Origin of the sequence: Methylobacterium aquaticum, assembly GCF_016804325.1 — a bacterium.
Lineage (GTDB): Bacteria > Pseudomonadota > Alphaproteobacteria > Rhizobiales > Beijerinckiaceae > Methylobacterium > Methylobacterium aquaticum_C.
On the sequence record NZ_CP043627.1, the window covers coordinates 1,927,134 to 1,939,598 of the forward strand.

Annotated in this window: 14 protein-coding genes; 11 read left to right on the plus strand and 3 right to left on the minus strand. The window is 70.7% G+C overall.

What is annotated here, in order from left to right; genetic code table 11:
* The first annotated feature begins 92 nt into the window (after positions 1 to 92).
* The 4 genes from lpxC (at position 93) to F1D61_RS08585 (ending at position 4,401) form a co-directional block, all read left to right on the plus strand.
* A complete protein-coding gene (lpxC, locus tag F1D61_RS08570; protein ID WP_203157494.1) occupies positions 93 to 1,040 on the plus strand; it encodes a UDP-3-O-acyl-N-acetylglucosamine deacetylase in 948 nt (315 codons plus the stop codon).
* Between the two features lie 256 nt (positions 1,041 to 1,296).
* Complete coding sequence (locus F1D61_RS08575) at positions 1,297 to 2,199, plus strand: outer membrane protein assembly factor BamD (protein WP_203157495.1); 903 nt, start codon at positions 1,297 to 1,299, stop codon at positions 2,197 to 2,199.
* A gap of 111 nt (positions 2,200 to 2,310) precedes the next feature.
* Positions 2,311 to 3,984 (plus strand): DNA repair protein RecN, encoded by a 1,674-nt coding sequence (gene recN, locus F1D61_RS08580; protein WP_203157496.1) that lies wholly within the window; start codon positions 2,311 to 2,313, stop codon positions 3,982 to 3,984.
* A gap of 225 nt (positions 3,985 to 4,209) precedes the next feature.
* Entirely contained in the window at positions 4,210 to 4,401 is a 192-nt protein-coding gene (locus F1D61_RS08585) for a hypothetical protein (protein ID WP_246775788.1), read from the plus strand.
* Between the two features lie 151 nt (positions 4,402 to 4,552).
* On the opposite strand, the gene F1D61_RS08590 is transcribed toward F1D61_RS08585, so the two are convergent.
* On the minus strand, positions 4,553 to 4,756 hold the full coding sequence (locus F1D61_RS08590) for a hypothetical protein (RefSeq protein ID WP_203157498.1): 204 nt from the start codon (positions 4,754 to 4,756) through the stop codon (positions 4,553 to 4,555).
* Positions 4,757 to 4,954: 198 nt separating this feature from the next.
* Here F1D61_RS08590 and F1D61_RS08595 point away from each other — a divergent pair, with 198 nt between their 5' ends.
* A complete protein-coding gene (locus tag F1D61_RS08595) occupies positions 4,955 to 5,131 on the plus strand; it encodes a DUF1328 domain-containing protein (RefSeq protein ID WP_048429091.1) in 177 nt (58 codons plus the stop codon).
* A gap of 88 nt (positions 5,132 to 5,219) precedes the next feature.
* Here F1D61_RS08595 and F1D61_RS08600 read toward each other — a convergent pair whose 3' ends face one another.
* Positions 5,220 to 5,459, minus strand: a complete 240-nt coding sequence (locus F1D61_RS08600) for a NepR family anti-sigma factor (protein ID WP_203157499.1) — start codon at positions 5,457 to 5,459, stop codon at positions 5,220 to 5,222.
* 190 nt (positions 5,460 to 5,649) lie between these two features.
* Between F1D61_RS08600 and F1D61_RS08605 the strand changes: the two genes are divergently transcribed.
* The 3 genes from F1D61_RS08605 (at position 5,650) to F1D61_RS08620 (ending at position 7,898) form a co-directional block, all read left to right on the plus strand.
* Entirely contained in the window at positions 5,650 to 6,453 is an 804-nt protein-coding gene (locus tag F1D61_RS08605) for a response regulator (RefSeq protein ID WP_203157500.1), read from the plus strand.
* A 682-nt stretch (positions 6,454 to 7,135) separates the two neighbouring features.
* Positions 7,136 to 7,654, plus strand: coding sequence for a hypothetical protein (locus F1D61_RS08615; protein WP_246775789.1), 519 nt, complete (start codon positions 7,136 to 7,138; stop codon positions 7,652 to 7,654).
* Positions 7,655 to 7,691: 37 nt separating this feature from the next.
* Positions 7,692 to 7,898, plus strand: a complete 207-nt coding sequence (locus F1D61_RS08620) for a hypothetical protein (protein WP_203157503.1) — start codon at positions 7,692 to 7,694, stop codon at positions 7,896 to 7,898.
* Between the two features lie 255 nt (positions 7,899 to 8,153).
* On the opposite strand, the gene F1D61_RS08625 is transcribed toward F1D61_RS08620, so the two are convergent.
* Positions 8,154 to 8,348 (minus strand): general stress protein, encoded by a 195-nt coding sequence (locus F1D61_RS08625; RefSeq protein WP_048429096.1) that lies wholly within the window; start codon positions 8,346 to 8,348, stop codon positions 8,154 to 8,156.
* A gap of 305 nt (positions 8,349 to 8,653) precedes the next feature.
* Between F1D61_RS08625 and F1D61_RS08630 the strand changes: the two genes are divergently transcribed.
* The 3 genes from F1D61_RS08630 (at position 8,654) to F1D61_RS08640 (ending at position 12,429) form a co-directional block, all read left to right on the plus strand.
* A complete protein-coding gene (locus F1D61_RS08630; RefSeq protein ID WP_203159402.1) occupies positions 8,654 to 8,872 on the plus strand; it encodes a hypothetical protein in 219 nt (72 codons plus the stop codon).
* A 108-nt stretch (positions 8,873 to 8,980) separates the two neighbouring features.
* Positions 8,981 to 11,986, plus strand: a complete 3,006-nt coding sequence (locus F1D61_RS08635) for an ABC transporter ATP-binding protein/permease (RefSeq protein ID WP_203157504.1) — start codon at positions 8,981 to 8,983, stop codon at positions 11,984 to 11,986.
* On the plus strand, positions 11,983 to 12,429 hold the full coding sequence (locus tag F1D61_RS08640) for a Crp/Fnr family transcriptional regulator (RefSeq protein WP_203157505.1): 447 nt from the start codon (positions 11,983 to 11,985) through the stop codon (positions 12,427 to 12,429). The genes F1D61_RS08635 and F1D61_RS08640 overlap by 4 nt, the downstream gene beginning before the upstream one ends.
* Positions 12,430 to 12,465 lie beyond the last annotated feature (36 nt).

Consider the following 12,465-nt stretch of genomic DNA (forward strand, 5'->3'; position numbering starts at 1 on the left):
ACCCACAGGGGCTTCAAGCAACGGACGGATCGCCTCGAAACGTGAGCCTGGCAACAGGACACGATGGTGAGTCGCGGCCGAGGGCTGAGGTAATGAAAACAAGTCAGCAAACGACCCTACGCTCCGCCGCAGGCCTTTCGGGCATCGGCGTACACTCCGGGAACCCCGTCTCGATCACGCTCCATCCCGCGGAGGCGAATCACGGCATCGCCTTCCTGCGCACCGGCCTCGCGAATGGCCGCGACCGCCTGATCCAGGCCCAGTTCGCCCAGGTCAGCGCCACCGAGCTCTGCACCGTCATCGGCAACCGCGAGGCCGGTGCGGTCGCCACCATCGAGCACCTGATGTCGGCCCTCTACGGGCTCGGCATCGACAATTGCCTCGTCGAGATCGACGGGCCCGAGATGCCGATCCTCGACGGCAGCGCCGCCCCCTTCGTGGCGGCGATCGAGGCGGTCGGCACCACCTCCTGCGGCACGCCCCGCCGCTTCATCAAGGTGCTCAAGACCGTCCGGACCGAGAAGGGCCGCGCCTATTCCGAGCTGCGCCCGTTCGAGCGCGGCTTCCACCTCGACGTCGAGATCGACTTCGAGAGCCCGGTGATCGGCCGCAGCCGCAAGGCGCTGACCCTCACCCCCGCCGCCTACCGCCGCGAGATCGCCCGCGCCCGTACCTTCGGGATGATGCGCGACGTCGAGCGCTACTGGAAGGCCGGCTTCGCCCTCGGCGCCTCGCTGGAGAACACCGTCGCGGTCGGCGACGGCGGCGTGGTCAACCCGGAAGGCCTGCGTTACCCGGACGAGTTCGTCCGCCACAAGATCCTCGACGCGGTCGGCGACCTGGCGCTGGCCGGCCTGCCGATCCTCGGCGCCTACCAGTCGTTCTGCGGCGGCCACGGCCTCAACGTGGCGGTCCTCGGCGAGCTCTTCGCCGACCGGGCCAACTACGCCATCGTCGAGGGGGCGCCCGCCCGCCGCGAGCCGGTCTTCGCCGAGTTCGGCGTCGGCCTCGGCGCCGCCGTCTACGCCCCGGAACTCTGAGGGCGTGACCCGCCCCGCGTTGCGGCGGGGCCACATCCTGTCGATTTCGTCGCCGCGCCGCGGCGAGTCACGGAACCTCGACCACCGCGCGCCGTCTTGGCGCCCCATTCGCCCCACAGGGTTAAGAGGTTCCTGACCGACGGTCCCCCGCTCCCGCGCGGTGGCCGTGACGGGCTTGGCGCGGTGCGCCGGCCTGGGCTAAGGGGCTCGTGGATCAGCGGCCGCACAAACGCCGCCTGCTTGGGGAAGGACCCAAATGCCGTTCGCCCACCCGCTTCGCGACGCGAAGGTGACCGTTCTGCGGACCGTGCTGCTCGCGGCGTGCGGCCTGGGGCTTGCCGGTTGCGACGCGATCGACTCGATCAACCCGTTCGCGAACGAGAAGTACAAGACCGAGGTCGTCCCCGACGTCCCGCCGAACAAGCTCTACAGCCAGGGCCTCGCCAAGCTCGAGGACCGCGACTACGAGGGCGCGACGAAGAAGTTCGACGACCTCGACAAGCAATACGCCTATTCCGACTGGTCGCGGAAGGCGGTGCTGATGACCGCCTACTCGAACTACGAGGGCGGCCGCTACGAGGACGCGATCACCGCCTCGAAGCGCTACCTGCAGCGCCACCCGGGCTCGAAGGACGCGGCCTACGCCCAGTACCTGCTGGCGATGTCGCACTACAAGCAGATCCCGGACGTCACCCGCGACCAGGACCGCTCCGAGAAGGCCCTCGTGGCGCTCACCGAGCTGGTGCAGAAGTACCCGACCTCGGAATATTCCGCCGACGCCAAGGCCAAGATCCAGATCACCCGCGACCAGCTCGCCGGCAAGGAGATGGATATCGGCCGCTACTACCTGGAGCGGCGCAACTTCCCGGCGGCGATCAACCGCTTCCGCGACGTGGTGAGCAAGTACCAGACGACCCGCCACGTCGAGGAGGCCCTGGAGCGCCTGGCCGAGGCCTACATGGCGCTCGGCATCACCGGCGAGGCGCAGACCGCCGCGGCGGTGCTCGGCCACAACTTCCCCGACTCGCCCTGGTACAAGGACGCCTACAACCTGCTCCAGAGCGGCGGCCTCCAGCCGCGCGAGGAGAAGGGTTCCTGGATCAGCAAGGCCTTCCGCGGCGTGATCGGGATGGACACGCGCACCGCCGAGGCGCAGTAAGAGCCTCGCGGCGCAAACCCGGACATGCGGCCGTGGCGCGCACTCGCGCCGCGGCCCGTTCGGCTGTAGATACCCGCCCGATTTCCCTCACCACGTCCCGGCAAGGGTGGCATGCTGGTTCAGCTCGCGATCCGCGACATCGTCCTGATCGATAAGCTCGAGCTGAACTTTCGCGAAGGCCTGAGCGTCCTGACCGGGGAGACCGGCGCCGGCAAGTCGATCCTCCTCGATGCCTTCACGCTGGCGCTCGGCGGCCGCGGCGACGGCCGCCTGGTGCGCCAGGGCGAGGCGCAAGGCCAGGTCACGGCGGTGTTCGACGTGCCCGCCGACCATCCGGCCCGCGTGCTCGCGGCCTCCTCCGACATCGATACCGAGGGCGACCTGATCCTGCGCCGGGTCCAGGTCGCGGACGGGCGCACCCGCGCCTTCGTCAACGACCAGCCGGTCGGCGTGCAGGTGCTGCGGGCCATCGGGGCGGCGCTGGTCGAGATCCACGGCCAGCACGACGACCGGGCCCTGTCGGATTCCACCACCCACCGGGCGATCCTCGACGCCTTCGGGGGGCTGGGGAGCCGCCAGGCCGCGGTGGCCGAGGCCGCGCGCCGGGTGCGCAAGGCCCGCACCGCGCTCGGCGAGCACCGCGCCCGGGTCGAGGCCGCCCGCAAGGAGGTCGACTTCCTGCGCCACGCCGTCGAGGAACTCGCCGCCCTCGATCCCAAAGCCGGCGAGGAGACCGAACTCGCCGAGCGCCGCACCGCGATGCAGCAGGGCGAGAAGGTCGCCCGCGAACTGAACGAGGCCCTCGACGCCGTCGCCGGCCAGGGCTCGCCCACCGCCCATCTCTCGGCGGCGCTCCGCAAGCTCGAACGGCGGGCGGCCCTGGCGCCGGGCCTGGTCGAGCCGAGCATCGCCGCCCTCGACAACGCACTCGTCGCTCTCGACGAGGTCCGCACCAGCCTGGAGGATGCGCTCCAGGCGGCGGAGTTCGACCCGCGCGAACTGGAGCGGGTCGAGGAGCGCCTGTTCGGCCTGCGGGCCGCTGCCCGAAAGTACAACGTCGCCGTCGACGACCTCGCGGCTTTGCGCGAGCGCTACGAGGGCGACGTCGCGGTGATCGATGCCGGCGAGGAGGCGCTCGGCCGGCTCGAGGCCGATCTCGCGAGCGCCGACGCGGTCTATCTCGAGAAGGCGGACTCCTTGAGCAAGGGCCGGCGCAAGGCGGCCTCCGCCCTCGACAAGGCGGTGCAGGCCGAGCTGCCGCCGCTGAAGCTGGAGCGTGCCCGCTTCATCACCGAGATCGCCACCGATCCGGAGGCCCGCGATCCGGCCGGCCTCGACCGGGTCGAGTTCTGGGCCCAGACCAATCCGGGCACCCGGCCCGGCCCGATGATGAAGGTGGCGTCCGGCGGCGAGTTGTCGCGCTTCATGCTCGCCCTCAAGGTGGTGCTGGCCGACAAGGGCTCGGCCCCGACGCTGATCTTCGACGAGATCGATACCGGCGTCGGCGGCGCGGTGGCGGATGCGATCGGCGCCCGCCTCGCCCGGCTCTCGGCCCGGGTCCAGACCGTGGCGGTCACCCATGCGCCGCAGGTCGCCGCCCGCGCTTCCACGCATTTCCTCATCGCCAAGGAGGCGGTGAAGGGCTCGGACCGGGTCGCCACCCGGGTGAAGCCGCTGGCGGCGATGCCGCGCCAGGAGGAGATCGCCCGCATGCTCGCCGGCGCCACGGTGACCGAGGAGGCCCGGGCCGCCGCGGCCCGGCTGCTCCAGGCGGCGGAAGCCTGAGCGCGGCGGCACCCCAAGGCGTAACCGCCCTCGACGGATGTTGCTGTACGGTTAAGCTACAGGGATGATTCGCGCGCCGGCCGTCAGTCCGCCCGACATGGTGAACAAAGAAAAAATTTAACGTTTTCTTTACCATATCCCGCGAGAGTGTTTCGTCTCGGCACGGGTCGTCCTTTCCCTCGGACCCGTGCGACGGTGCGGGGCCAGTGGTCCATGAATCAGGAAGTGAGTGCGTCCCGGGAGACCGTTCAGGACCAGATCCTGCCGGCCATCTGCGTCGAGGCGCAGCATCGGCTCGGGCAGACGTTGCGCTCGCTCTACGAGCGTACGGTGGACGGTGAGCCCATCCCCCTCGACCAGGTCGACCTGCTGCTGCGCCTGCGGCACCGGGAGCGCGAATTGCAGCGGCAGCGCTGAGGCGTAAAGAGCCTCGGACATCGGATATGCGAACAGCCCGCGTTCCGCTGGAGAGCGGAACACGGGCTGTTCGCGATCGACGATGAGCGGGCTCGATCCGGGCCCGCGCGAAAAGGTCCGGTCCCGGACGGGACCGGCAGGGGAGGGCGGCTCAGCGCCGCCGGCGGTCGCGCACCCGCACCGGCACCAGGGCCGGTGCCTGCTGCGCCCGCGCTCCGGCAAGCGCGATGGCGCCCGCGAGCCCGATCGCCGTGAGAATTCCTGTCACCACCATCGGCGAGGCCGTCAGAAGACCCGCCACCAGCAGGGCGAGCAGCGCGAAGCCGGCACGCAGGGCATTGGAACGGATCATCATCAAGCCTCCATCCAGACGCCAGTGAGAACGTATGGCGCGAAACCGGAGTTCCGCCCGTCCGTCCCCCGACCTCCTCCAATGTGGGGTGTCGCGTTCGTTTGCGCTACCTGCGACAAAGCGGAACCCAAGGTCATGCTTGACGTTGTCTGCCCATGATCGGCCGCGGGCCGAGAGAATCAGACAAGAGAGGGTCTCGCCATGCTGGGTTGGGCTGTCACATTCCTGGTCGTCGCCCTGGTGGCCGCGCTGTTCGGATTCGGCGGCATCGCCGGGACCGCGGTCGAGGCCGCCAAGCTCATCTTCTTCGTCGCCGTCGTGCTCTTCGCCATCTCGGCCGTGGTCGGCCTGATGCGGGGCCGCTCGCCGACGCTCTGACGCGCCCGACCGGTGACGCTCCGCGCCGTCCCTCCTCGCGAGGGGCGGCGTTCTTGCTTCCAGAGGACGGATCGCAGCAGCGGAACGATCACGACTCCGAGGGCGGCGTGTCCGGCGGGTTGGGCTGACCGGAACTGCGCTCGAGTTCGGCGATGAGGTCGATGAAGCGGTCGGGAATAGGCTGCTGCATCAGTTCGTCATACATGGCACGCAGGTGCGAGCCGATGCGCCCCTGCACGTTGCGGTCGAGGGCGGGCTGCTCGGGCCCTGCCGCAGGATCATCCTCATGGGGCGTCCGCGGGCCCTGCATCCCCTTGCCTTCGATCATGCCATTCCCCTTCGCCCGTCCTGGACACGTGGACAGGGCGATGCCATGGCGCCCGGTATGCCGGGTCGCGCTGCGGCGACAACGCGCGCCGGAGGAATCAGTTCCGCAGCTCTCCGGAACGAATGCGGCCTCACGGCGTTGAGGCGTGAGGGCCAATGCGCGTCAAACGGCAACACCCAAGGGGACCTGAATGTCGACAGCACAACTCGTGGTGCAGCACCTGCCCTACCTGCGCCGCTATGCGCGCGCCCTCACGGGCAGCCAGGTGGCCGGCGATGCCTACGTGGCCGCGACGCTCGAGACGCTGGTGAACGAGCCCGAGACCCTCGGGCGCAGCACGAACGTCAAGGCCGACCTGTTCCGCGTCTTCACCCGGATCTGGAACTCGCTCTCCGTCAACGGCCAGACCGAGCAGGCCCAGCACGACCTGCCGGCCGAGGTGCGGCTCGGCCAGATCACCCCGCTGCCGCGCCAGGCCTTCCTGCTCTCCTGCCTCGAAGGTTTCTCCGAGGAGGATGCCGCCACCATCCTGGGCGTCGACGTCTCCGAGGTCCGCGACCTCGTCGACGAGGCCGGCCGCGAGCTCGCCGCCGACATGGCGACCGAGATCCTCATCATCGAGGACGAGCCGCTGATCGCCATGGATCTCGAGGCCCTGGTGGAGGGCCTGGGCCACAACGTCACCGGCGTCGCCCGGACGCGGACCGAGGCGGTCAAGCTCGCCTCCAGCAAGCGCCCCGGCCTGATCCTCGCCGACATCCAGCTCGCCGACGGCTCGTCGGGCCTCGACGCGGTGAACGACCTCCTGAAGTCGTTCGAGGTGCCGGTGATCTTCATCACCGCCTATCCGGAGCGCTTCCTCACCGGCGAGCGGCCCGAGCCGGCCTTCCTCATCGCCAAGCCGTTCCAGCCCGCCAACGTCTCGGCGGTGATCAGCCAGGCGCTGTTCTTCCAGCAGAGCGCCCGCCGCCGCGAGGCCCGCGCGAGCGCCTGACGCGCCTTACGGATCGCACCTCGCGCGATCCGGAACGAAGCCCTGGGCCCGCCGGCAGGCGGGTGCCGGGGCTTCGTCGTTCTGAGGGCTCGGCCGGGGCGTTTCGGACTCTTTCCCTCGGGGCTATCCGGGGAAAGGAACGCGCGGATTTCCTTTTCCCCCCGCAAGGGCGGGAGAGGTCTTTGCCGCGTCCTCCCCCGATTGGCTCCTTGGCCGACAGGCGAGGGCCGCACGCTCGAAGGCAGGGGCGGCATCACCGCACACAGGGGTGGACGGCGACACCGGACGCGCGCCGCCCATGCTTTGCCTAGACTTGGCCGCCCCGAAAAATCCATCCCCAATACGAAAGAACGGGCCGGATCAGGATCCGGCCCGTTGGAAAAGTTTCCGGCCAATGCACAAGGGGAATGCGGGGAGGACCAGGTGGCCGGGTTGCCATATCAACGGGAATCCCCTCGAAAAGGTTCCGAGGGCCGCCATCGGCGCTGCTTTTTTATTGCCTGTGGCGAAATTGCTGCGCTCGCCTGCCGTGGCCCCCGCGCCCCGCCCGGTTAACGATCGGTTGAAGGGGTCCATCGCATTCGCACCATGAACTGTCCCGTCCAGGCACGCCTGCGGGAACTACTTGCGGCGGCCCCGCGTTAAGGAAGCATTCTCAAGCTTCGCCCCGAGGGCCACGCGTATGCTCCGCCCGCACTTCTTCTTCGGTGTTACGGTTCCGGCCGCTGTCCTCGCCCTGGTCGGACAGCCGCTGATCGAGCATTCCGTCGGGGCGGTCGCCCGTCCGGCCGTCGAGCAGGCGGCGATCAAGGGCGATCGTCTCGCGCCGGTGCGGCCGGCCGCGACGGCGCAGGTTCCGGTGGCGGTCGAGATCACTGGGCTCGGCGCCGCCAAGGTCACCCTGCGCAACGCCGCCGGAGACATCGTCTACCAGGCCGACGCCACCCGCAACACGACCCTGGTCGCCCGCGACACCGCGATCCCCCACGTCACCGTGCGCGAGCGCACCGGCACCCCGGTGGCGCAGCGCGATCCGGCCCCTGCCGGCCAGGCCGTGCGGCGGATGCCGGAGGGCTGCGAGGGCGCGATCAGCGGGCTCGCCGGCCACGAGGCCCGACGCCTGCTGCCGAGCCGCTGCCTCGCCGATGCCGGCGACGTCCTGCCGGCGGGCCTCCCCGCGGCCGCCGTCGCGACGCTCTGAGCGCCGCGCCCGTCACGACAGCAACCGGATCCCCGCCATGATCGATCTGCGCGACGACGAGGTGCCCACGCCTCAGCCCCCGGCCCCGGAGCGGGTGCATTGCGACGGTCAGGTCGAGCCCGACATCGATCGGCTCGCCAGCCTGCTCGCCGGCGTCATCGCCATGCGGCCGGTCGACGACGTGGTCTGCCCGGCCCTGGCGCGGCGCAACCTGGTGGTCACGGCGCGGCCCCTCGCGGCCTGACGAGAGGGCTCGAACGAAAGCACCCCGGGCGCGGCGGCGCCCTGGGTGCTTCGTCGCGTCCGAAATCGCGACATTCGACACGGGATCGTTCGGGACCTTCGTCACGGCCCATGCTGATGCGCCGGAGGTGAGGCGGGCTCCCTCCGGCGCATGAGCGCGGGTCTCAACCGGTCCGTGGAGTGGGAAGCCGCGGGGCGGCCCCATTCACGCCGTTCGTCCGTCCGCCGGTCACGTCCGGCCCAACGGGATCCGCCTTCACTCGTCGGTAGCGCGGCCGCTGCCCGAAGCCTGCCCGCCCTTGCGGCCGGCCGACGAGGCCAGTTCGCGATCCTGCGAGAAGGAGCGCTTCTCGGCCGGCACGCTGCGGCCGCCCTTGCTGGCGATCTCGCGCTGCCGCTCCAGATCCATGGACGCGAAGCCGCGCTTCGAGGTCGAATTTCCGGTTGCCATGTTTGCCTCCTTGGCGGGGTTCTCAGTCCGGACAACCTTCAGCGCAAATGATGGTTCCTGCCACGCATGCGGGCCGGCTCACTGAAGGTCCCGATTCGGGGCAGTACAGGCTGGGCTGTCGCGACGTCGCGTCGCGCCGGTGACTTGGATTGGTGACTTGCGTCGGTGACTTGGATCGACGCTCTCGCCGCGCCGACGCTCGGCCGGATCGCCGTGGAACCGGGCCGGAGGGGCGGCGTTCGCCCCGAACCCAGCAGCGGCGCGGCCTGCGGCCGCCTGCCGCACCTTCGTTCTCGGAGCACACGATGACCAACAAGACCATGGTGAGCCGGGAGGCCGCCGCGCATCCCGAGACCGCGCCGGCCCCGAACTGCGCCGCGCCGCCGCCGATGCCCGCCGAGGAGGGCAGCCCGCACCCGACCACGACCGAGGAGCCGGGCGACTCGCCCCAGCCGAACCGCCAGTTCGGCGACGAGCCGGTCGGCGGCCTGACCACCCGCAAGGACTATCCCCGCCGGGATTAAAACGAAGTCGGCCGGGGCGTGCCGGTCCGGCGGCGGTTTCCAGTCCCGCTCCCGCCCTCTACACAGGCGGACGGGATCCGGGCGGGATTCTAGAGGCGGCGGACCACCATGAGCGGCGGGGCGGGAACGGCGGAGCGGGTGGGCGGTGCGCCTCCGGCGGCGGGTGAAGGTCGGGCCGTCGCGCGCGGGGATGTCGCGCGCGGGGAGGACAGGGCGGAGGCGGCCCGCTCCGGCAACGATCCGGAGGCTTCCGATGCCTCGGGCGGCCTCGACCGCAGCCTGTTCCGCTACATCTGGCGGCATTCGAAGCGCGACCAGATCCTGATCTGCGCCGTCGTGCTGGCATCGCTGCCGCTCTACTTCGCCTCCCTCGACCTGCCGCGACGCATCGTCAACGAGGCGATCCAGGGCCACGCCTTCGAGAAGGGCAACGAGACCGCCAAGTTCCTGGTGCTGCGCCTGCAGATGCCGGACTGGTTCGGCCACGACGTCGCGCTGTTCGACGGCTTCGACGTCGACCGGTTCGAGCTGCTGTTCGGCCTCTCCTCGATGTTCCTGCTGCTGGTGCTGATCAACGGCGCCTTCAAGTACTGGATCAACGTGGCCAAGGGGGCGCTCGGCGAGCGGATGCTGCGGCGCCTGCGCTACCAGCTGTTTTCGCTGATCATGCGCTTCTCGCCGGAGGCCCTGCGCCACACCAAGGCCTCCGAGGTCGCCACCATCATCCGCGACGAGGTCGAGCCGATCGGCGGCTTCATCGGCGACGCCTACATCCTGCCGGCCTTCCTCGGCACCCAGGCCGCCACCGCGATGGCGTTCATCCTGCTCCAGAACGTCTGGCTCGGGCTGATGGCCGCCGGGGTGGTGGGGGTGCAGTTCGTGGTGATCCCGCGCCTGCGGCGCGAGCTGCTGCGCCTCGGGCGGCAGCGCCAGCTCGCCTCGCGCCGCCTCGCCGGCCGGGTCGGCGAGGTGGTGGACGGCATCGCGGCGGTGCATTCCAACGGCGCCGAGGCCTGGGAGCGGGCCGAGATCGGCCACCGCCTCGGCGGGTTGTTCGACCTGCGCCTGCGCATCTACCGGCGCAAGTTCATGGTCAAGTTCCTGAACAACCTGCTCGCCCAGATGACGCCGTTCCTGTTCTACTGCATCGGCGGCTACTTCGCGCTCAAGGGCCAGCTCAGCATCGGCCAGCTGGTGGCGGTGATCGCCGCCTACCGCGACCTGCCGCCGCCGCTGAAAGAACTGATCGACTGGGACCAGCAGCGCCTCGACGTGCAGGTGAAGTACGAGCAGGTCCTGCAGCAATTCCTGCCCGAGCGCCTCCTCGGGCTCGACGCGCCCGGCCGCGACGAGACCCTGTGCGGGCGCCTCGCCGCCGAGGGCGTCGGCGTCCAGGAGCCGCACGGGCCGGTTCTCGCCACCGTCTCCCTGTCCCTGTCCCTGCCGGCGATCGTCGGCATCGTCAGCGACGGCGGCCCCGCGGCCTCGACCTTCGCGCGGGTGCTGGCGCGGCGCACGGTGCCGACCGCGGGACGCCTCACCCTGAACGACCGCGACCTCGCCGACTGGTCCGGCGCGGCGCTCACCCGGCGCATCGCCTATGCCGGTGTCGACCCGATCCTGTTTCCGGGCTCGTTGCGCGACAACATCGTCTACGGGCTCAACCGGCGCCCGCCCGAGGCCGCCGCCATGGATGCGAAGGCGCTGGCCGAGGCCCGCCGCACCGGCAACCCGGTCGAGCCGTTCCCGGCCGACTGGACCGATTACGGGCAGGCCGGCGTCGCGGATGCCGCCGCCCTCGACGCCCTGATCCTCGACTGGCTCACCCGCATCGGCATGGGCGAGGAGGTCTACCGCTTCGGCCTCCTCGGCCAGGTCGATCCCGAGCGCCACCCGGATCTCGCCGCCCGGCTGATCGAGGCCCGGATCGCCTTCCGCGAGCGCCTGGCGGCGGAAGGACACGCCCACCTCGTCGAGCCGTTCGACCCCGTCCGCTACAACCGCCAGGCGACGGTGGCCGAGAACCTGCTGTTCGGCGTGCCGACCACCACGGCGCTGACCGGCCGGGCGCTGGCCGAGCATGCGGTGGTGCGCCTCGTCCTCGACCGGACCGGGCTCGCCGACGACCTCGTCACCATGGGCGAGCGCATCGCCGCGACCATGCTGGAGATCTTCCGCGGCCTGCCGAGCGGGCATCCGCTCTTCGAGCAGTTCTCGTTCCTCTCCGCCGACGAACTGCCGGAATACGAGGCGATCCTCGCCCGCCGCACCGCCACGGAAGCCTCCGCCGAGCGCCATGGCGGCGGCGCGCTCAACCGGATCCGGCGGCGCTGGATCGGGCTCGGCCGCTACGGCTCGGCCGACGCGACCCGGCTCATGGCCCTGCCGCTCGCCTATATCGAGCCCCGCCACCGCCTCGGCCTCGTCGACGACGCGTTTCGCGAGCGGCTGGTGGAGGCGCGGGCCGAGTTGCGCACCGCCCTCGACGAGGCCGAGATGGGGGGCGTCGATTTCTACGATCCCGACCGGGTCTGCCCGGCGGCGCCGTTGCGCGACAACCTCCTGTTCGGCCGCGTCAACCAGTCCGTCGCCGACGCCGTCGAGACCGTGACGAAGACCGGTACCGCCCTCATCCAGGAGATGCAGCTTGCTCCCGCCATCACCCGGGTCGGGCTCGACCACCAGGTCGGACCGGAGGGGCGCTTCCTGTCGAGCGTCCAGCGCGCGGTGGTGAGCCTGGTGCGGGCCCTGATCCGCCGGCCGGACCTGCTCGTCCTCGACGGCGCACTGTCGCCGATGGGCGAGAACCGCGCCCGCACGGTGCTGGGCCTGCTGCTGGAACGGTTCGGCCGCGAGAACAGCCTCGTGGTGGTGCTGCCGAACGACCGCGTCGCCGACCGGTTCGAATGGGTGCTGCGGGCCGCCGGCACGCAGATCCAGGGACCCGACAAAGCGCCGGACAAAGCACCGGAGATTCCTCAGGGCGGCGAAGCGTCCCCCGAAGAGACGACGGCGGGGGCTGGCGCTGCGGCGCCGGCTGCGGCAGTCTCGGGTCGCGCCGAGGACGAGACGGGGCCGGAACCGGCGCGCGTCGAGCAGGATGTGAAGGCATGACGCTTGAGACCGAGGTGCAGTCGCTGCGCCAAGTGCCGATGTTCCGCGAGGTGGATCCGGCCCGCCTGAAGCTGCTCGCCTTCACCAGCGAGCGGGTGCATTTCGCCGACGGCCAGCGCTTCTTCGACCGGGGCGACGCGGCGGATGCCGCCTACCTCATCCTGGAGGGCGAGGCCGCCGTGACCCTCGACGGGCCGCAGGGGCCGATCCAGCTGGCGCTGCTGGGCGCCAACGCGCTGGTCGGCGAGATGGGCATCCTGGCCGACCAGCCCCGCTCCGCCACCGTGACCGCGGCGGTGCCGACGACGGCGCTCCGCATCGACCGGCGGGTCTTCCTCGAATTGCTGAGCCAGTTCCCGCAGATCGCCATCGCGGTGATGCGCGAGCTCGCCCACCGCCTCGAGATGACCAACCAGCAGCTCGCCCGGATGCGGACGGGCTGACACCCATATCATTCAACGAGGCGGGCCCGACACGAG